We start from the raw sequence: 20,631 nt of genomic DNA, 5'->3' as shown, positions 1-20,631 counted from the left end.
AACATGACCGACACCCCGCATTTCCCGCTCTCCGCCGTGGTCGGCGCCGATGATCTGAAACTGGCGCTGTACCTGACGGCCATCGACCCGAAAATCGGCGGCGTGCTGATCGAAGGCCCGCGCGGCATGGCCAAGTCGACGCTGGCCCGGGGTCTGGCGGATCTGTTGGCCAGTGGTCAGTTCGTTACCTTGCCGTTGGGTGCTACTGAAGAGCGATTGGTCGGCACGCTGGATCTGGACGCGGCGTTGAGCGACGGTCGTGCGCAGTTTTCTCCGGGTGTGCTGGCGAAGGCGGACGGCGGCGTGTTGTACGTCGATGAAGTCAATCTGTTGCCGGATCATCTGGTGGACCTTCTGCTCGATGTGGCCGCCAGCGGCACTAACCTGATCGAGCGCGATGGCATTTCCCATCGGCATTCAGCGAAGTTCGTATTGATCGGCACGATGAACCCGGAAGAGGGGGAATTGCGTCCGCAATTGCTGGATCGTTTCGGCCTTAACGTCGCGCTGAGCGGTCATACGGCGCCGGCCGAGCGGGGGCAGATCATTCGTCGTCGGCTGGATTTCGACAGCGATCCGCAGGCGTTCTGTGCGCAGTGGGAGGCTGAGCAGCAAGCTCTGCGCGAGCGCTGCGAGAACGCCCGCAAGGTTTTACCGGGCATCCCGCTGGATGATGCGGCGCTGGCACAGATCACCGAGCGCTGCTTCGCGGCGGGCGTCGACGGTTTGCGCGCCGATCTGGTCTGGCTGCGTGCCGCGCGGGCTCATGCGGCGTGGCGCGGGGCTGAAACCATCGCCGAGCAAGACATTGATGCCGTGGCTGAGTTTGCATTGCGTCATCGTCGTCGCGAGCAGTCTTCATCCCCCGCACAGCCACCGGCGCAATCGCCGTCCGGCACTCACGCCGAACCGAGCGAAGGGCAGGGCCAGTGGGGAGAAATGCCGGCTCCGGCCCTCGCTACCGGCGCACGCCGCGAAGTACCTGTCTGGCCGCCACACCTACAAAAAAAGCCTTAGGCATTCGCCCCCGATCCGACGCGGGGGCGAATGCCAGACCCCGCGCCGGACGCCTCGATAACGGTCGCCAGGGCAAGCGTCACGCGGCTCGCAGCGGCTCGGTGAACTGGCCGGGAACCTTGCTCAACGGTCGCCCGAAAACCAGAGCGGATTTGCTGTTTCAACTGCGCACCCGCACGCCCCATGAACTGTGGCTGGTGATCGTCGACGCCTCGGCCTCGACCCGTCGCCATCAGGCACTGAGCGATGCCAAGGGCGTGCTTGCGCAACTGTTCGACGACGCTTATCGGCAGCGCGCGTGTCTTGCGTTGTTGACCGCGAGCGGCGCGGCGCCGAAATGGCAGGTGCAAGGGCTGAAGGCTTCCAGCGGGTTGCGCGCGTGGCTCGATGGATTGGGCGCGGGAGGCGGCACGCCACTGGTGGCGGCGCTGACGGAAGCCGGGCATTGGCTGACGGTGCGGCGAAAGCGTTTTCCCGCCGAACAACAACGGTTGCTGGTGATCACCGATGGTCGTTTGAAAGACTGTCCGCAGCTGCCAGCGCTGGCGTGTCCGGGCCTGTTGATCGATATCGAGCGCGGACCGATTCGGCTGGGTCGCGCGAAACAATTGGCGACAGCACTGGGCGCCGATTACCGGCATATCGACGAGTTGATGTCGGTCTGAGGGCTATGCTGCACTGAGGCCCAATCACAAGGAGTGAATCATGCGCGTACTGGTCGCCAATCCGCAGGACGATTTTCGCGTCAAGGCCTACGCCGGCACCAACGGCGTGCTGCTCGCCATGGACCTCGCCGAACCCCGCCGCAAAGGCTTGCTGGGGTTTGCCATCGAAAAGCAGCAGGGCGACAAACCGTGGCTGTTCCTGTTCAACAGCCTGACCTTTCCCGGCAGGGCCCATACCTTCCCGCAGCTCCACGCCACGCCGAGCGATAAGGCGCCGCTACAGAAATTCCGCTGGGCCGATTACGCGGTCAATCCGGGCATGACGATTCACTACCGCGTGCACCTGGCGTATGGTAAGCCGGATGCGCCGCAACTGGGTGAAGCCCTGGAACTGACAATCTGCTCCGACGACGGTCATCCCGCCAATCAGGGCGTAATCTTCAACCGCGCCGTGGCCGCCAGTCAGGCGTTTCAGCGCAAATTTCCCGATCTCGACGCACAGATCAGCGCCAACAAAAACATGCCCATCGAAGCCTGGCCCGATGCGGCGCGTCAGTGGCTGGAGAACGGTCTGCTCGGGCGCCTGCAAGGGTTTATCGAGCGTGCGGTGGACGGGCAGTGGGCGCTGGACATCGCGATCTACGAATATCAGTTGCAAGCCATCATCGACACGGTGAACGCGGCGTTCGAACGAGGTGTTCAGGTGCGTGTGCTGTATCACGCCCGGCCCGACGACGAAGACACAACGATCAACGAAGCGAGCCTTGTGAAACTGCCGGCGAGCAGCAAGCGCGGGCGGGTCACCCACAATATTTTCCATAACAAATTCATCGTCCTCAGCCGCCTCGACGCAGGCGGCGAACGTCAGCCGCAAGCGGTGCTGTGCGGCAGCACCAACTTCACCGCCAACGGCGTGTACCGCCAGGCCAACGTGGTGCATGTGCTGGACGATTCGGCGGTCAGCGCGAGTTACCTGAAAACCTTCGAGCAGATCTGGGCCGAGCCGGCGGACGTCGGCGCCACCCGCGACTGGATCACCCAACACAACCCGATGAGCCCGGCGCAACCCTTGTTCGCCGGGTTTTCGCCGCGCACCGGCGGCGCCGATCTGCGGGAGTTCGTCGATATCATCGAGGGGGCGAAAAAAGACCTGCTGTTCGTCACCGCATTCGCCTTGCCGGACGCGATTCTCAACGCATTGCTCGGCCAGCCCCACGACGACATCCTGCGTTACGGCCTGCAAAACACAGTCAGCCGCATCACCGGGTTTCACGCCGACCGAACCGCCGAATTCGCCGCCACCGCATTGCTCAACACCGGGCTGGAAGGCTGGCTGCGGGAGAACATGAAAGGCCAGAAGGGCAACTTGCTGGTGCACACCAAAGCGGTGGTCTCCGACTTCACCAGCGACAGCCCGACGATCATCAGCGGCAGCCACAACCTCAGCACCTCTGCCAGCACCGGCAATGACGAGAACTACCTGATCATTCGCGGCGACACCGATCTGGCGGACCGCTATGGCCTGGAGCTGCTGCGGTTCTACGAGCACTACCGTTTCCGCTACTTCGCGAAAAAACTGGCGTTGAAGCAGGTGCAGCCGTTGGCGGCGGATGACAGCTGGACCAACGATTACTACGTCGAGGGCGACCTGCGCCGGTTGTCTCGCCTCAGGTTTGCCGGGCGTTAGCCCTTAACATCCGTTGGTTGCCGATGCTGACAGGGACGGCGATAAGCTGGCGGCGTACAGATTTTGAAATGATTTCCAGCTGTAGGAAAAGTCATCTGAGCCTGTACGCTTCAAGGCCTTTTTTCATTCAGGATTTGCATGAACACCCTCTCGGAGCCTCCCAGTTCTATTCCAGGAACCCCGTTCCCCTCGCGCCACGGCGCGGTCTTGACGCACTCGCAACATCCGGTCTTCCGACTACCGACTATCGTTGTTGGCGCAGCCTTCGAGCTTTCGCGCCGCACTTTGCCGTGTCCGGCAGCCTGAATTCACCGACGAGAGATAGAGACAGATTATGGAATGGTTAGCCGATCCCACGGCATGGCTGGGCTTGTTGACACTGATCGTGCTGGAACTGGTACTGGGTATCGACAACCTGGTGTTCATTGCGATCCTGGCGGACAAACTGCCGCCGCATCAGCGCGACCGCGCGCGGATCATCGGCTTGAGCCTGGCGCTGATCATGCGTCTTGGCCTGCTGGCGAGTATTTCCTGGCTGGTCACCCTCACGGCACCGTTGTTCGAGGTGTTCGGCAAGAGCTTCTCCGGCCGTGACCTGATCATGCTGTTTGGTGGTGTGTTCCTGTTGTTCAAGGCGACCATGGAGTTGCACGAACGGCTGGAAGGCCATGTCGGCGAACGTTCGACCAACACCGCTTATGCGCTGTTCTGGCCGATCGTGGCGCAGATCGTCGTGCTTGACGCGGTGTTCTCCCTGGACGCAGTGATTACCGCCGTGGGCATGGTCGATGAACTGGCGGTGATGATGATCGCGGTGGTCGTGTCCATTGGTGTGATGATCGTTGCCAGCAAGCCGCTGACCCGCTTCGTCAATGCCCACCCGACGGTGATCATGCTGTGTCTGGGCTTCCTGATGATGATCGGTTTTGCCCTGACGGCCGAAGGCCTGGGCTTCCACATCCCGAAAGGTTATCTGTACGCGGCCATTGGTTTCTCGATCCTCATCGAGATCTTCAACCAGATCGCCCGCGCTCGTCGCAAGCGCTCGATGCAGGGCTTGCGACCGATGCGTGAGCGCACGGCTCACGCGGTGATGCGTCTGTTGGGTGGTCGCAAACTGGCGGTGGAAGAAGTCGGCGAGGAAATCTCCGACTTGCTGGACAACGGTGAAGCGCCGAGCACGGAGCTGTTCGACCGTCGCGAGCGGGTGATGATCAGCGGCGTGCTGCAATTGGCCGAGCGACCGATTCGTGCCTTGATGACGGTGCGCGCCGATGTCGATCACATTGATCTGGCCGACGACGCCGAGGCTATTCGTACACGGTTGATGCATTCGTCCTACTCGCGCTTGCCGTTGATTCGTAACGGCGCAGTGGATGAGCCATTGGGCTTCGTGCACAAGAAGGAATTGCTCAAGGAGTATCTGGCCGGCAACGAGCCGAACCTTGAACACTTGGCGCGCAAGACCGTCAATCTGCTGGACAGTTATTCGATCCTCAACGCACTGGAACAAATGCGTGCGGCCTCGACCCACATTGCCTTTGTGGTGAACGAGTTCGGCGACTTTGTTGGCGTGTTGACCATGACCGATATTCTCGAGTCGATTGCCGGCGAACTGCCGGACGCCAGCGAAATCGCTGGCCCCGACGTGGTCGAGGAGCAGGGCGGGTTTATCGTCAACGGTGCGTTGAACCTGACCCGTATCCGCGAACACACCGGTTTTCGCGCCGAACCGACCGAGGATTATCAGACTCTGGCCGGGCTGGTGATGAGTCTGCTGGATCGCCTGCCGATGAAGGGCGATCGTCTGCAGCATGAAGGCTGGGGCATGACCGTGATGGCGGTGGAAGAGCGTCGCGTGACGCGGGTGTTGCTGGTGCGTGAGGCGTGACGGCACTTTCATGAAAGGTTCCACCGTTTTGCGCGGTGGAGGGTGCAAAGGGTGCGGAGAGTGTCACGCAGCCAGTTCAGGTCATGGGCCGATTTGCGCGGTACAGCGGGGTGACGGGTTTTGCCGAGGAATTGGGTGAAGTCTTGCAGGAGGGATTCTTCCGAACCGATGCCTTTCAGTTTTTTGACCAGAACGCCTTCCTTGTAGAACAACACGGTCGGTGTGCCCTTGACATCCGGATGTCGACACGACTGTGCGGTATCGAGCATGAAGATATCCATCCAGGGCCGAAAGGGCTTGGCGATCTCAAGAAAGACCGGGCCGGAAAATTCGCAGGCCCCGCAGCGTTTGTTGAAAAAATACAGGACGACAAGGCGCCTGGCTTTCAAGACCTTCCGATACGTCGGGGGCAACGCTGAATATCGAGTCGGTGTCATCGTTGGAGCCTCCTTTATTCGATGTGCTGGATGGTACGACGTTAGGGCGCGCGCGGCCGTTGCCGCAACTGTCAGAGTTGACAGGTGCAGCCCGCGCCCAATCGTGCATCGCGCACCAGGATGTGGCCTGGATACCCGCCCTGTGTGGCGCAAAGTAGCGAAGTGATTAATCAATGTTGGTTGCAGCGTTTCGCAGGTTTCTTCCATCCCTTTGATTCAAAACAAAATTCAATCCTTTGCAGATTCCCCATGAATCCTGTGGCACACTTTCTGCTGTCTATTCCGTAGTAACAAACCGTGTTCCGGTATAGCGGAATAAACAATCCTCTGGAGTGCTTGCCATGCATCGCCGACCTTCCTTGTTCAATGCGTGTGTTTTTGTTCTCGCGGCTTCGTCCGCTGTCATGGGTATGGCCCAGGCGGCCGACAGCAAGCTCGACAGCGTCCTGGCCCGTGGAAAACTGATTGTGGGCACCGGCAGCACCAATGCGCCGTGGCACTTCCAGGGCGCGGACGGCAAGTTGCAGGGCTTTGATATCGACATCGCCCGGATGGTGGCCAAAGGTCTGTTCAATGATCCGAGCAAGGTCGAGTTCGTGGTGCAGTCGTCCGATGCGCGGATTCCCAACCTGCTGACCGACAAGGTCGACATGAGCTGCCAGTTCATCACTGTCACCGCCAGCCGTGCGCAGCAAGTGGCGTTCACTCTGCCGTACTACCGCGAAGGCGTCGGCCTGCTGCTGCCGAACAACAGCAAGTACAAGGAAATCGAAGACCTGCAGGCCGGTGGTGACGGCGTGACCGTAGCCGTGCTGCAGAACGTGTACGCCGAAGAACTGGTGCATCAGGCGCTGCCCAAGGCCAAGGTCGATCAGTACGACAGCGTCGATCTGATGTACCAGGCGGTGAACTCCGGCCGCGCCGATGCTGCCGCCACTGACCAGTCTTCGGTCAAATACCTGATGGTGCAGAACCCTGGTCGCTACCGTAGCCCGACTTATGCCTGGAGCCCGCAGACCTACGCCTGCGCCGTCAAACGCGGCGATCAGGACTGGCTGAACTTCGTCAACACCGCCCTGCATGAAGCCATGACCGGCGTCGAGTTCCCGACTTATGCCGCGTCGTTCAAGCAATGGTTCGGCGTGGATCTGCCATCGCCTGCCATCGGTTTTCCTGTCGAATTCAAATGATCCCGTGAGAGTGGGGCGCCCTGATGCGCCCCGCTCAAGGTACTGCCGACCATGAACTATCAGTTGAACTTTGCTGCCGTGTGGCGCGATTTCGACACCTTGCTGGCGGGGCTCGGTCTGGGCCTCGAACTGGCGCTGGTGTCGATCGCCATCGGCTGCGTGATCGGCCTGCTGATGGCGTTTGCCTTGCTGTCCAGGCATCGCGCCTTGCGGGTGCTGGCATCGGTGTATGTGACGGTGATCCGTAACACGCCGATTCTGGTGTTGATTCTGTTGATCTACTTTGCGTTGCCGAGCCTGGGGATCCGGCTGGACAAGATCCCGTCGTTCATCATCACCCTGTCGCTGTATGCCGGGGCGTACCTGACCGAAGTGTTCCGCGGCGGCTTGTTGAGCATCCCCAAGGGCCAGCGCGAAGCGGGGCTGGCGATTGGTCTGGGCGAGTGGCAGGTGAAGGCGTATGTCACCGTGCCGGTGATGCTGCGCAACGTGCTGCCGGCGCTGTCGAACAACTTCATTTCGCTGTTCAAGGACACCTCGCTGGCCGCCGCGATCGCGGTGCCGGAGCTGACCTATTACGCGCGCAAGATCAACGTCGAAAGCTACCGGGTGATCGAAACCTGGCTGGTGACCACGGCGTTGTATGTCGCGGCCTGTTACCTCATTGCCATGCTGCTGCGTTACCTCGAGCAGCGTCTGGCGATCCGCCGATAGGAGGCTGCGATGTACCAATCCCCTAGTTGGTTGCATGAGTTGTGGATCGCTCGCGAAGCCTTGTGGCAGGGCTTTCTGACCAGCGTGCAGGTGTCGGCGCTGGCGATTCTGTTCGGCACCGTCATCGGCGTCTTTGCCGGGCTGGTGCTGACCTACGGCAAGTTCTGGATGCGCGCGCCGTTCCGCTTTTATGTCGACCTGATTCGCGGTACGCCGGTGTTCGTGCTGGTGTTGGCCTGCTTCTACATGGCACCGGCGCTCGGTTGGCAGATCAGCGCGTTTCAGGCCGGCGCACTCGGGTTGACGCTGTTTTGCGGCTCTCACGTGGCCGAGATCGTGCGCGGCGCGTTGCAGGCCTTGCCACGCGGGCAGATGGAAGCCGGCAAGGCCATTGGCCTGACGTTCTATCAGTCCCTCGGTTACGTGCTGTTGCCTCAAGCGCTGCGGCAGATCCTGCCGACCTGGGTCAACTCGTCCACGGAAATCGTCAAGGCTTCGACCTTGCTGTCGGTGATCGGTGTGGCCGAGCTGTTGCTCAGCACCCAGCAGATCATCGCCCGGACGTTCATGACTCTGGAGTTTTACCTGTTCGCCGGTTTTCTGTTCTTCGTCATCAACTACGGCATCGAATTACTCGGCCGGCACATTGAAAAGCGGGTGGCCCTGCCATGACTCAAGCTCAAGTTTCCAACCTCCAGAACGCTCAGCCCCTGCTGGACATCCGTGGCCTGCACAAACAATACGGCGCGGTCGAAGTGCTCAAGGGCGTCGATCTGAGCATGCAGCGCGGCAACGTGGTGACGCTGATCGGCTCCAGCGGCTCGGGCAAGACCACGCTGTTGCGCTGCGTGAACATGCTCGAGGAATTCCAGGGCGGGCAGATCCTGCTCGACGGCGAATCCATCGGCTATGACGAACTCAACGGCAAACGCGTGCGCCACCCGGAAAAAGTCATTGCCCGTCATCGGGCGATGACCGGCATGGCGTTCCAGCAATTCAACCTGTTCCCGCACCTCACCGCGTTGCAGAACGTCACGCTCGGCCTGCTGAAAGTCAAAAAGATGCACAAGGACGAAGCCGTGGTCCTGGCCGAGAAATGGCTGGAACGGGTCGGTCTGCTGGAGCGGCGCAATCACTTTCCCGGCCAGTTGTCCGGCGGTCAGCAGCAGCGCGTGGCGATTGCCCGGGCGATTGCGATGAACCCGAGCCTGATGCTGTTCGACGAAGTCACCTCGGCCCTCGACCCGGAACTGGTCGGCGAAGTGCTGAACGTGATCAAAGGGCTGGCAGAGGACGGCATGACCATGTTGCTGGTGACCCACGAAATGCGTTTTGCCTTCGAGGTTTCGGACAAGATCGTTTTCATGAATCAGGGGCGCATCGAAGAGCAGGGGCCTCCCAAGGAACTGTTCGAGCGTCCTCAATCGCCGCGGCTGGCGGAATTTCTCAAAAGCACGCGGTTCTGACTTTTCACTTTTTCAATCAGGAGAAACACCCATGAGCATTACTCGTTACGGCACCGGCAGCACCGCCGCTGGCGGCCAGCCGCGTCCATTCGCCCGCGCCGTTGAAGCCGATGGCTGGCTGCATGTTTCCGGGCAGGTGCCGGCGGTGGATGGCGAGATCATTGTGGGCGGTATCGTCGAGCAGACGCATCAGACCATGAAGAACCTGATCGCGATTCTCGAAGAGGCCGGTTACGGCCTGGAAGACGTGGTACGTGCCGGCGTATGGCTGGACGATCCGCGGGATTTCAGCAGTTTCAACAAGGTCTTCGGCGAATACTTCAAGCCCGAACACGCACCGGCCCGGGCCTGTGTGCAGGCGAGCATGATGGTCGACTGCAAGGTCGAGATCGACTGCATTGCGTACAAGAAGAAGGCTTGAGTATCGACCGCTCCTGCGCAGAGCGTGGGAGCGATCTTTCGCGATAAACTCCCGGCACTTTGAATGGGAACCACTGAAATGACCGAAGACACCATCAAGCGCCGGGCACGCGGTCTGGACCGGGCGTTCGATATCCTCGATTTCCTCAAGGAAATCGGCCAGCCACTGCGCCCGAATGACATCGCCAACGGCATCGGCAGCCCGAAATCCACGGTCTACGAACTGGTGGCGTCATTGCTCGAGCGGCGGATTCTGGAGCCGGTGGGCAAGGACGGTCACGTCTATCTCGGTCGTCAGCTGTACTTCCTCGGCCAGGCGCATTTGCGCCATTTCGACCTCAGTCGCGAGGCCGATCACGCCTTGCAGGAGATCGTCAGCCAGACCCGGGAAACCGCGCAGATGTGCCTGCTTAACGGGCGCAAATACACGGTGGCACTGATGAAGGAGGGCGAGCGGCATTTCCGCATTTCTTCCGATATCGGCGAAAACGCGCCAATCCCGTGGACCGCCTCGGGACGCCTGCTGCTGGCGCACTTTAGTGACCAGCAGATCAGCGACTTGATCGACCCCGACGACTTCATCCTGCCGGATGGCGAACGCCTGCCGATGGAAACCTTTCTGGCGGAAATCCGTCAGGCCGGCATCGACGGTTTCTTCTCCTTCGACAGTGTCGCCGACACCTTTACCCACTGCTTCGCCGCCCCGGTCAAAGACCCTCAAGGCGTTGCCATCTGCACCCTGTGCATCGTCGCCCCGCGTGCCGATGCCAAGAACAATTACAACGACTATCGCCGGGTCTTGATCGAGAGCGCCAACAGCCTCGCCCGGCGAATCAACGAATAACCGCGCCTGCCTGCGGGCGCGACTGTGAGGAGTTCGACCATGACGACTGCCAACAACACTGCTGCCGTGGAAAAGGGCGATGCTGCCCTCGGCGCGCAACTGGTGCGTGACATCAGCCTGCCCGCGCTGGTGCTGCACCGCGAAGCGCTGGAGCACAACATCCGCTGGATGCAGACGTTCGTCAGCAACAGCGGCGCCGAACTCGCGCCCCACGGCAAGACCAGCATGACCCCGGCGCTGTTTCGTCGTCAGCTCGAAGCCGGCGCGTGGGGCATCACCCTGGCCAGCGCCACCCAGACCCGAGCTGCTTACGCCCACGGCGTGCGCCGGGTGTTGATGGCCAACCAACTGGTCGGTACGCCGAACATGGCGCTGATTGCCGATCTGCTGGCGGCCGATTCCGGCTTCGATTTCTATTGCATGGTCGATCACCCGGACAACGTCGCCGATCTGGGCGCTTATTTCGCATCGCGCGGTGTGCGTCTGAACGTGATGATCGAATACGGCGTGGTCGGCGGCCGTTGCGGTTGCCGCAGCGAGCAGGAAGTCATTGAACTGGCCAAGGCTATCGGTACGCAACCGGCGCTGGCCTTGACCGGTATCGAAGGTTACGAAGGCGTGATCCATGGCGATCACGCCGTCAGCGGCATCCGTGAATTCGCGGCTTCGCTGGTACGCCTGGCCGTGCAGTTGCAGGACAGCGGCGCATTCGCCATTGCCAAGCCGATCATCACTGCGTCGGGTTCGGCGTGGTACGACCTGATCGCCGAGTCGTTCGAAGCGCAGAATGCTGGCGGGCGTTTCCTCAGCGTATTGCGTCCCGGCAGTTACGTGGCTCACGACCATGGCATCTATAAGGAGGCGCAGTGCTGCGTGCTCGATCGTCGCAGTGACCTGCACGAAGGGCTGCGTCCGGCGCTGGAAGTCTGGGCCCACGTGCAGTCGCTGCCGGAGCCGGGCTTCGCGGTGATTGCCCTGGGCAAGCGTGACGTGGCGTTCGATGCCGGGATGCCGGTGCCGTTGCTACGTTACAAGGCCGGTGTGCTGCCGGCGGTGGGCGACGATGTCGGCGCCTGCAAAGTGACGGCGGTGATGGACCAGCATGCGTTCATGACCGTGGCGCCGGGCGTGGAGTTGCGCGTGGGCGACATCATTTCCTTCGGCACTTCGCACCCATGCCTGACCTTCGACAAGTGGCGCGTGGGGCTGCTGGTGGACGAGCAACTGTCGGTGATCGAAACCATGGAAACCTGTTTCTGATGATCGCGCTCAGTCCTTTGGGTCCGAACACCCCGCGCATCGCCCTGATCGGCGAATGCATGATCGAACTCCAGCAACGTGCCGACGGCAGCCTGCAACAGAGCTTTGGCGGTGACACGCTGAACACGGCGGTCTATCTGTCCCGCGCGATGGGCGACAAGGCGCAGGTCGATTACGTCACGGCGCTGGGCGACGACAGTTTCAGTGACGCGATGTGCCGCATATGGGCCGACGAAGGCATTGGTCTGGATCTGGTCCAGCGCTTGCCCGGTCGTTTGCCGGGCCTGTATTGCATTCAAACGGACGCTGCCGGCGAACGTCGTTTCCTTTACTGGCGCAACGAAGCCGCTGTGCGCGACTGCTTCACTACGCCAGCCGCCGCACCGATTCTGGCGGCGCTGGCGGATTACGACGTGCTGTATTTCAGCGGTATCACGCTGGCGGTACTCGGAGCCCTGGGTCGGGAAAAACTGATCGAGACCTTGATCGAGGCCCGCCAGCGTGACGCGCGGATCGTGTTCGACAACAACTACCGCCCACGCCTGTGGGCTTCAGTGGAGGAGGCGCGAGCGGCGTATCGCAGCGTGTTGCCTCACGTCGATCTGGCATTGCTGACGGTGGACGACGAACAGGCGCTGTTCCATTTCGAAGACTGTGACGCGGTGTTTGCAGCGTACGCGCAGATCGGCACGCCGGAAGTGGTGCTCAAGCGTGGCGCCGAAGCGTGCTTGATCCGTTGTGACGGGGAAGCGTTTGAAGTCCCGGCGCAGAAGGTCGAGACAGTGGTGGACACCACGGCGGCGGGGGATTCGTTCAGTGCGGCGTACCTGGCCAGTCGTTTGTCCGGCGCAAGCCCGGCGCAGGCGGCGGATGCGGGACACCGCTTGGCCAGTCAGGTCATTCAAGTGCCTGGTGCGCTGATCCCCAAGGATTGATTCCGATCCCTGAAGGCGCTGCCGAAACTCGCGCCTTCAGGGTGCTGGATCAGTCGCGGTAAAACACCTGCACCAGGTGATACCCGAACTTGCTCTTGATCGGCCCGTGCACGGTGCGCAGCGGTTTCTTGAAGATCACCGCATCGATCGCACCGACCATCTGCCCCGGCCGCACTTCACCCAGATCGCCGCCGCGCTTGCCGGACGGGCAGGTCGAAAATTTCTTCGCCAGCACATCGAACGCTTCACCGTTGGCAATGCGCTGTTTGAGTTTTTCAGCCTCTTCGGCGGTTTTCACCAGAATGTGGCGGGCTTGGGCTTTCATCGTGCAATACCTGTAGCGGGGTGACGGCGGGCGCGGATTATGCCTCAAGTCACGGGTTTTGGCTGAGCATCGTGCGGATCTTGCCGGCCAGTTGCTCGATGGAAAACGGCTTGGCGACCATGTCCATGCCGTCCTCAAGGAAGCCCTGACGCTCGGCGGCTTTCTGCGCGTAACCGGTCATGAACAACACTTTGAGCCCCGGACGATGTTGACGGGCGATCTCCGCCATTTGCCGACCGTTCATGCCCGGCAGGCCGACGTCGGTCACCAGCAGGTCAACCCGCAAGTCGGATTCGAGCAACGGCAGGGCACCCTTGGCATCTTCGGCCTCATGGGCGCGATAACCCAGCTCCTTGAGCAGGTCCATGACCAGCATGCGCACTGCCGGATCGTCCTCGACCACCACCACGGTTTCGCCAGTGGCGACAGCCGGAGCCTCGGCAACCGCTTCGATTGCCGGCAGCTCCGCTTCCAGTGCATACAAACGCGGCAAGTACAGGCGCACGCAGGTGCCCTGGCCCGGCAGGCTGTCGAGGCTGACGTGCCCACCCGATTGCTGGGCAAAGCCATAAATCATCGACAAGCCGAGACCGGTGCCTTGCCCGATGGGTTTGGTCGTAAAGAACGGATCGAACGCTTTGGAACGTACTGAAGGCGTCATGCCGGTGCCGTTGTCGCTCACCGCCAGCATCAGGTAATCACCGGCCTTGACCGGTTCGAGGGTGGTGATGTCGTTGCCGTCGAGGTAGACGTTGGCGGTTTCGATCAGCAGCTCACCGCCGTCAGGCATGGCGTCGCGGGCGTTGATCACCAGGTTGAGCAGGGCGTTTTCCAGTTGACTGACATCGGTGCTGACCGGCCATACATTGTCGGCCAGGCGCAACTTGAGCTCGATCGGATCACCCTTGGTGCGGCGGATCAGATCTTCCAGCGAATGGATCAGCTCGTTGACGTCGAGGGTCTTGCGATCCAGCGACTGACGCCGGGAGAACGCCAGCAGGCGGTGGGTCAACGCGGCCGCGCGGTTGGCCGAGGACACCGCCGCATCGGTGAAACGGCCGATTTCATCGGCGCGGCCACTGGCGATGTAGCGTTGCATCAGGTCGAGGCTGCCGATGATGCCGGTCAGCATGTTGTTGAAGTCGTGGGCGATGCCGCCGGTAAGCTGGCCGACCGCTTCCATTTTCTGCGCGTGGCGCAGAGCGTCTTCGGCGCGCTCGCGTTCGAACATCTCGTTCTGCAAGCGCTGGTTGGCCTGAGCCAGTTGTTCGGTGCGCGCACTCACACGCTCCTCAAGGGTTTCATTGAGGTTGCGCAGGGCTTCTTCGGTCTTTTTTCGTTCGGTTTCGTCGATCACGAAGATGTAGAAACCGTTCACTGCTCCATCCGCACCGTGGCGCGGCAGGTAATTCATCAAGGCATGCCGTTGGCTGCCGTCGCGGTGCGGCGTGTACAGGCTGAACGAGCAGGGGCGACCGGCCAGGGCTTCGGCGATGTACGGCGCCCGCAGGAAATAGGCCTCTTCGCCGATCACCTCGCGGATCGTGCGACCGTACAGCTCCTGCGGCGTGAGCCCGTACCAGTCGAGGTACGCGGCGTTGTTCAGGCGAAAGCGTTCCTCGTGGTCGACATAACTGATCAGGATCGGCATGGCGTTGATGATCAGTTGCAGCTCGGTCTGACTTTGCCGCAATGCCTGTTCGGTGTGCTTGCGTTCGGTCAGATCCAGCGCAGCGCCGAGAAAGCGCGTCGGCCGACCATGATGATCCTTGTAGCAACGCCCGCGGGCGAACACCCAGCGCAGCTCGCCGTTGGCCTGCAGCAGGCGGTATTCCTCGGCGTATTCGGTGCCGTGGGTAATGCAATGCTTGATACTGCGGGCGATCATTGCGCGGTCTTCGGGGTGCACGCCGTGCAGATACTCGCTGATCGGCAACTGACCGGCCAGCGCGGGATCGACACCGTGCAACTGGGCGAAATGCGCGTCGGCAATGAAGCGGTCTTCGCCGATGTCCCAATCCCAGGTGCCCACCGCATCGGTGGCTGCCAGCGCCAGTTGCAGGCGCTCTTCGCTTTCGCGCTGGGCCTTGAGGCTGTCTTCGGAGCGTTGTTGCAGTTCCAGGGCAATGCGTCGCCGTTCGTTGGTTTCGATGGCGGTGACCAGAATTCCGGCCACCTGCGCGCTTTCGTCGCGGATCGGGCTGTAGGTCAGGTCAAGCCAGAAGTCGGACTCCTGGCCGTCCCGTTGCAGGGTGAAGCATCGTTCGCTGTAGGTTCGTACCTGGCCCTGTAGGACGGCGCTGTAAATAGGGTCGGTAAAGTCTCGGAGTTCCGGCCATATCTGGTGCGCTGGTTGTCCGAAAGCGTGCGGATGCTTGTTGCCGGCCAGCAGCGCGAAGCCGTCGTTGTAGATCTGGGTCAATTGCGGGCCCCACAACAGCAGCATCGGCATCGGCGAGTGAATCACGATGTCCACCGCGGTGCGCAGGCTCTGAGGCCAGGTGCCGGCGGCGCCCAGCGGGCTGCGGCTCCAGTCGGTTCGGGCTATCAATGTCTGGGCGTCGTTGGTGTTCGGTACAGCGTTCATCACATCAATCCTGAGCGTCGGTCGGTGAGGCGGCGTCTACTATCCTAGTGCGGTAGACGCTGTAAGGCACGTCGCGTCACGGCGCGGTCTTGTGTTCATTGAAAGCTTCGCAGGTGCTTTTGGCCATGGAAATCGACGCACTGCTCAAACAACTGGCGAGCCGTCACGGTTCGGATCTGTTCCTGTCCACGGGCGCACCACCCAGTGCGCGGTTCGACGGGGTGCTCACGCCCTTGAGCGAGCAGCCCTTCAAACCCGGTGAGGTGGCCACTATCGCCGTCTCCCTGATGGACGCCGAACAACGACGGGAGTTCGACCGGGATCTGGAAATGAACCTGGCGATTTCCCGCACCGGGATCGGCCGCTTCCGGGTCAACATCTTCAAACAGCGCAACGACGTGTCGATCGTGATCCGTAACGTCAAACTCGACATTCCGCGATTCGAAGACCTCAAATTGCCAGCGGTATTGCTGGAAACGGTGATGCTCAAACAGGGGCTGATCCTGTTTGTCGGTGCTACGGACTCGGGCAAGTCGACCTCGCTGGCGGCATTGATCGATCATCGCAATCGCCATAGCAGCGGGCACATCATCACCATTGAAGACCCGGTGGAATACATCCATCGCCACAAAAAGTCGATCATCAACCAGCGCGAAGTCGGGGTCGATACCCGCAGCTTTCACGCTGCGCTCAAGAACACCCTGCGCCAGGCACCGGACGTGGTGCTGATCGGCGAGATCCGTGACCGCGAGACCATGGAACATGCGCTGGCCTTCGCCGAAACCGGGCATCTGGTCCTGTCGACTTTGCACGCCAACAACGCCAATCAGGCGCTGGACCGGATCATCAATTTCTTTCCCGAAGAGCGTCGCCCGCAATTGCTGCACAGTTTAGGCAATCATTTGAAGGCCTTCGTTTCCCAACGTCTGGTACGCACGCTTGATGGCCAGCGACGGGCGGCAGTGGAAGTCATGTTGGGGTCACCCACCATTGCCGACCTCATTCGTCGCAATGAACTGGGCGAGTTGAAAGTCATCATGGAAAAATCCACAGAGCTGGGCATGCAGACTTTCGATGACGCACTTTACAAGTTGGTGGTTGAAGGTGTTTTAAGTGTGCAGGAGGCACTTAAACATGCGGACTCAATCAATAATTTGAAGTTGAAGTTGAAGTTGGAGCGCCAGGGCGAGACGCCCACTTCAAGTGCGGGTGAGTGGGGGTTGGCTGATTGAAGGGATTGATTTCAGCCTCTGTTTGTCTGATTGAAATGTTGTCTCATGAATAACGGCTGGAAAGTTTGTTGGGTGGAAGTAGGATCGCCTCCGCCAAGCAGGCATACATTGTTATTCATGAGGGAGCTATGAGCTATAAAACGAACGAGAAATTTTTCAAGTATGCAGCCGGTATAGACGCACAACAGCGCCTTGATGCTGATGCGTTAGAGCGCAATCTGGTAGTGGCGGAACTTAAGTTGAGTCTGGCGAACAGTGCGACAGACCAGAAAATTCTGGGATGGGACTACCAGATCGAATTGCAAAAGAACTCCTCTCTGGATTTGATTCATGCGCCTGGCAAGGCGCTCTTGAGTCGCTTGACCCAAACAGTTGCCATGCGAAGTCTGTTGCTGGGCCTGACGCAGCAGGACCGACCGCCGATTTGCGTTGCTCAGTCGGGAAAAATGGAAGTATTCGCTCCAGATGGCTGGATTGATTTCAAGGATCACAAGAATCGCGAAGGGTTGGGATTCGATCACTCGGTGTTGTCGCTGATAACGGATATCGCCAGGGAAACGGGTGGGTATGTATGGACAGACAACGAACTTACCGTGGAACAATGGCTGGGGTTTCATGGCTATGATGTGCCCACTACGGCCGCTCAGCTGAATAATCTGATTGCTTACTTTGAGTTCGATTTTCCGGAAGTTGATGAACTTGGGAACTATAACGGGCAACTCATCGTGGACGATCAATCATTCATTACGCTGTCTTCCGAACAATGCCTGGCGATCAAAAACGTCACGTCTCGGCAATTATCCAGTCAATCCAGGTTGTTGGACAGTTTGATGTCGGGTTCCCGGATCGGGGTTGCAGTACATGACAATGCAGCGGTGTTGTTAAAACAAGTCATTGGCCATTCGATATCGCAGGACTGGGCGCGCTCATGCCTGCAGCGGTTGGGCTGGTATGGCTCGCAGGCGGGGCAGACGATGTCCGAGTCGCAACTTGACCAGCTGTTGATAACCGCGCTGTTGCTGGATATCAATCCATTTATCGGCAAGCCGCAGAACAGAAAGTCTGTCGGCAGTTACGAGATGTACTCGCCCCGTTATCTCGGCAGGCCGGCATCGGTTGTCCTGGAGGGATTGCGTGATCATATGGTGAGCAATCAATGGGTCAGGCACGATTCGGCACCGCTGGCGATTCACTTGTGTCTGGCACAGGTTGCCCCTGAATTCATTGTCAGGCAGATTCCGACCTCCATCACGATCGGATCACTCGAGTGGGTGGCGTTCTGTCGGGGTGTCGCTTTGGTCGAAGCAGTCGTTCAAGGCGCTGCGCGTGTGATGACTTATGCGCAGATCATGGCGTATGCGCAGCTGGAGCCAGTCAGTCAGGCGCTGGCCGATGTGCATACGCTGGCATTGATCGATCCGATCGTGGACTGGGCGTTGATCAACGCAGTCGTCACTGAAACCGAGCTGAAGCAGGACGAGCAGGCGACAACGCAGCGGGCCATCGTCGCCTATCAGCAGTACGTGGCTAATTTCTCTCAGGTCAGCATTGCCTATTCCACGCCACTGCCTGACCGCAGGGCCATCGCCAGGGCAGCGCTGGAGCCTGCCACCCCGGGTTGCGACTTTCTGGAAAAGCCGCGGCTCAATCAGCGTCCTGGACTTGGGGCGTCCCCGACCACCATGTCGATGATCGATCTGCACATGTCCGGCGATCTCACAACACAGCAGTGGAACTTTCGCCCTGTCTTTCCAGACAGCAAGACGCCCGATCTGCTATCCCAGATCACCGGCAGCAGACCTGCACTTCACGATCCATCGGTCGAGAGCATTTACCGTCGCTATCCACAACTGCTGCGGTTGGTAGATAACAATGTCGAATTCATCCGTCAGCTGCGCAGTCATCTGGACCAGTTGAACGAAGCCCTGGCCACAACCCTCAAGCTGGCGCTGTCGCGGATGTCCTATTTCGACCTGCAGGATGTGCTGCGCGGTGAATTGACGTTTCTGACCGTACGCGACTCTGCCGTCATCACTCGTACCACTCCAATAGGCGGGCCGTTGACCCGAGAAGAGCCCGTCGAGAGCCAGGCCGCAAAGGATGCCGCGACGGGACGGTTCGGTGTTGTCATGTGTGCCACCCATGGCGGCAAAACGAGTTGCTATGAAGTGTTCACCCTGCGGGGTGAAATCCACCGTAACGATGAACTGGCCAGACTGATCGTCAGCAGTGGCAAGCTCCAGGCCCCGGCCCGGGTGGATTTCAAGGGCGATCTGAAGACCCATGTAGCACCGACTCCCAAACAGCGGTTGCCGATCAATATCAAGTGCTACATCGAAGGCGTGGCGAATGATTTCAAAGTCACGCGCAGCGAAGCGATTATCGACAAGTTGATTGTGTTGTCTGCACCGACCACGCCTTCAAAACCGAAAAACAGCGAGTACCAGAATTTCTCTGACCCGCGGATCGAGCAGATTTCGGCTCTTGTCGTGTCGCGGCATCCGTTGATGACTTTTGAGCAACTGCGGGCGGCCGCTACTGTGCCCACGGAACTCGAACGTGAGCGGGCAAAGGGTGAAGTGGTGGCAACCTACATCGTGGATCTCGCCGTGCCATTCAAACGCTGCATTCAGGACCTCAGTTCCGGCGAACACAATCTGGTGGTCGACGGCCTCTACGGTTGCGCCATGGATGCCATTGCACTGGTGGGCACCGTTGCGGGTGTTGCCAGCAAAACAGCTTCGATCGTGTCAAAGGCTTCCTCGCTGACCACCAGACTGGGGCACCTCGCCAAGCTGGCAATTGCTACCGGGATTGCCATTTTCAACCCGCTGGATGACCTGCCTTCAGTCGTGCGCGGCACGGGCAAGCTGGTCTATAAGGGCGGGATGCGTTTGAGTCGGCAGACTCAGGAAATCATTGCGCTGGCCAAATCACAGATGAGTCATATCAAAGGCACTCACAAATCCGGGCGACTGCTCGGTACCCGTCACAACGCGATCGTCGGACAAGGCACCTGGCGCCCGAAAGCGGTCAGTGCCGACACCCTGACCGTTCTGGCTGCACGCGAAGACTTCCATTGGTACGCACTTGATCGCACGGGCAAGGCCTGGGGGCCAAAGCTGAGCCATTTCGCGATCGATTCGCCTTTCAGGGTGAGCCAATTCCATAAAACACTGCCGATCAGTTACACCCGGGCCGTCATCGAGAACAGCTTGCCGAAGGCCAAGGCGAAGATCGAACAGGCGATCAAGGCCCTTGGCGATCATGATTTCACCAAGGAACGGGATTTCATCATCAAGGCCTTTCTAGGCAGCAATACCTCGGATGCCAAGGACCGGTTGTTGAAATACCTGAAGCTGATCCGCACGGACTTCGCCGGTTTTTCACTGAGCAATCTGATCCTTGACCCGTACAAGGACAACGGCAATATCGCCTCCTTCAATCCGCAGTTGTACCGGCAATGGATCGCCGCCAGTGCCAACGAGCGACCCAAGGTGATGTTCATGGAAATCTATACGCGCAATCTGAACGCTCATTTCATCGGGCACGCCTACAACCACGCTGTAGTGGCGGATGACCTGATTCACGAGATGCTGCACGGTGCAGCGCAGACTGAAGATGTCAGCTACGCCAGCGATACCGCCAAGAGTGGCGAGGCTGACCAGATGCTGAACGTTGCGTCGCTGCTCAATCTTGCCAGCGGCAGACTTGCGATGGATGAGGACGGCGCCACGACGCAATACCACTCGGCAGCCAAGGCCGTTGAAAACGCTGACTCACTGGCCTTGGTCATCTCGTTGCTTGGCCAGTACTACACCGACAAACCGGAATTCGAGCGCAACCTCTACACGCTTGAAGCCTGTCTCGCGACCCGTCGCACCGGTGCGATTGCCGACCCGGTGGTGCTGACCCTGAACCGACCTGAATGATCCGTCTGCATTACAGAACAGCGCTCCTG

At 60.0% G+C, this 20,631-nt stretch carries 17 protein-coding genes; 14 read left to right on the top strand and 3 right to left on the bottom strand.

Features of this window, described 5'->3' with window-relative positions:
• Positions 1-3: 3 nt before the first annotated feature.
• The 4 genes from CAF77_RS06305 to CAF77_RS06290 all read left to right on the top strand — a co-directional run bounded on the left by CAF77_RS06305 (position 4) and on the right by CAF77_RS06290 (position 5,260).
• Positions 4-1,017, top strand: a complete 1,014-nt coding sequence (locus CAF77_RS06305; protein WP_064381331.1) for an ATP-binding protein — start codon at positions 4-6, stop codon at positions 1,015-1,017.
• 101 nt (positions 1,018-1,118) lie between these two features.
• Complete coding sequence (locus CAF77_RS06300) at positions 1,119-1,682, top strand: VWA domain-containing protein (protein WP_084776954.1); 564 nt, start codon at positions 1,119-1,121, stop codon at positions 1,680-1,682.
• Positions 1,683-1,722: 40 nt separating this feature from the next.
• Positions 1,723-3,369 carry a phospholipase D-like domain-containing protein gene (locus tag CAF77_RS06295; RefSeq protein WP_064381334.1) on the top strand — a complete coding sequence of 549 codons (1,647 nt, stop codon included), beginning with the start codon at positions 1,723-1,725 and terminating at the stop codon, positions 3,367-3,369.
• A 334-nt stretch (positions 3,370-3,703) separates the two neighbouring features.
• Positions 3,704-5,260: a TerC family protein gene (locus CAF77_RS06290; RefSeq protein WP_064381336.1), complete on the top strand. Its 1,557-nt coding sequence runs from the start codon at positions 3,704-3,706 to the stop codon at positions 5,258-5,260.
• An 8-nt stretch (positions 5,261-5,268) separates the two neighbouring features.
• Here CAF77_RS06290 and CAF77_RS06285 read toward each other — a convergent pair whose 3' ends face one another.
• A complete protein-coding gene (locus CAF77_RS06285) occupies positions 5,269-5,697 on the bottom strand; it encodes a co-chaperone YbbN (RefSeq protein ID WP_064381338.1) in 429 nt (142 codons plus the stop codon).
• Between the two features lie 341 nt (positions 5,698-6,038).
• Between CAF77_RS06285 and CAF77_RS06280 the strand changes: the two genes are divergently transcribed.
• From CAF77_RS06280 to CAF77_RS06245, 8 genes are all read left to right on the top strand, one after another.
• A complete protein-coding gene (locus tag CAF77_RS06280) occupies positions 6,039-6,887 on the top strand; it encodes a transporter substrate-binding domain-containing protein (protein WP_064381340.1) in 849 nt (282 codons plus the stop codon).
• Between the two features lie 51 nt (positions 6,888-6,938).
• The gene (locus CAF77_RS06275) at positions 6,939-7,601 is read left to right on the top strand and encodes an amino acid ABC transporter permease (RefSeq protein WP_007960243.1); all 663 of its coding nucleotides are present in this window, start codon (positions 6,939-6,941) and stop codon (positions 7,599-7,601) included.
• A 9-nt stretch (positions 7,602-7,610) separates the two neighbouring features.
• The gene (locus CAF77_RS06270; RefSeq protein ID WP_011334481.1) at positions 7,611-8,273 is read left to right on the top strand and encodes an amino acid ABC transporter permease; all 663 of its coding nucleotides are present in this window, start codon (positions 7,611-7,613) and stop codon (positions 8,271-8,273) included.
• The gene (locus CAF77_RS06265; RefSeq protein ID WP_064381342.1) at positions 8,270-9,067 is read left to right on the top strand and encodes an amino acid ABC transporter ATP-binding protein; all 798 of its coding nucleotides are present in this window, start codon (positions 8,270-8,272) and stop codon (positions 9,065-9,067) included. Before CAF77_RS06270 ends, CAF77_RS06265 begins: the two co-directional genes overlap by 4 nt.
• A 31-nt stretch (positions 9,068-9,098) precedes the next feature.
• On the top strand, positions 9,099-9,488 hold the full coding sequence (locus CAF77_RS06260; RefSeq protein ID WP_007912330.1) for a RidA family protein: 390 nt from the start codon (positions 9,099-9,101) through the stop codon (positions 9,486-9,488).
• Between the two features lie 78 nt (positions 9,489-9,566).
• Positions 9,567-10,331, top strand: a complete 765-nt coding sequence (locus tag CAF77_RS06255; protein WP_064381344.1) for an IclR family transcriptional regulator — start codon at positions 9,567-9,569, stop codon at positions 10,329-10,331.
• Positions 10,332-10,370: 39 nt separating this feature from the next.
• Positions 10,371-11,591 carry an amino acid deaminase gene (locus CAF77_RS06250; protein WP_064381345.1) on the top strand — a complete coding sequence of 407 codons (1,221 nt, stop codon included), beginning with the start codon at positions 10,371-10,373 and terminating at the stop codon, positions 11,589-11,591.
• Positions 11,591-12,526: a sugar kinase gene (locus CAF77_RS06245; protein WP_064381347.1), complete on the top strand. Its 936-nt coding sequence runs from the start codon at positions 11,591-11,593 to the stop codon at positions 12,524-12,526. Before CAF77_RS06250 ends, CAF77_RS06245 begins: the two co-directional genes overlap by 1 nt.
• 49 nt (positions 12,527-12,575) lie before the next feature.
• Here the strand turns inward: CAF77_RS06245 and CAF77_RS06240 are convergent, their stop codons facing one another.
• Complete coding sequence (locus tag CAF77_RS06240; RefSeq protein ID WP_007952044.1) at positions 12,576-12,851, bottom strand: peptidylprolyl isomerase; 276 nt, start codon at positions 12,849-12,851, stop codon at positions 12,576-12,578.
• A gap of 49 nt (positions 12,852-12,900) precedes the next feature.
• A complete protein-coding gene (locus CAF77_RS06235; protein ID WP_085654173.1) occupies positions 12,901-15,438 on the bottom strand; it encodes a PAS domain-containing protein in 2,538 nt (845 codons plus the stop codon).
• Between the two features lie 125 nt (positions 15,439-15,563).
• On the opposite strand from CAF77_RS06235, the gene CAF77_RS06230 reads away from it, so the two are divergent.
• Complete coding sequence (locus tag CAF77_RS06230; RefSeq protein ID WP_085654172.1) at positions 15,564-16,670, top strand: PilT/PilU family type 4a pilus ATPase; 1,107 nt, start codon at positions 15,564-15,566, stop codon at positions 16,668-16,670.
• Positions 16,671-16,798: 128 nt separating this feature from the next.
• Complete coding sequence (locus CAF77_RS06225; RefSeq protein ID WP_085654171.1) at positions 16,799-20,602, top strand: hypothetical protein; 3,804 nt, start codon at positions 16,799-16,801, stop codon at positions 20,600-20,602.
• Positions 20,603-20,631 lie beyond the last annotated feature (29 nt).

Source organism: Pseudomonas sp. R15(2017) (assembly GCF_002112685.1).
Taxonomy (GTDB): domain Bacteria; phylum Pseudomonadota; class Gammaproteobacteria; order Pseudomonadales; family Pseudomonadaceae; genus Aquipseudomonas; species Aquipseudomonas glycinae.
Note: the sequence above shows the minus strand (reverse complement) of the source record. Positions and strands in the feature narration are given on the sequence as shown.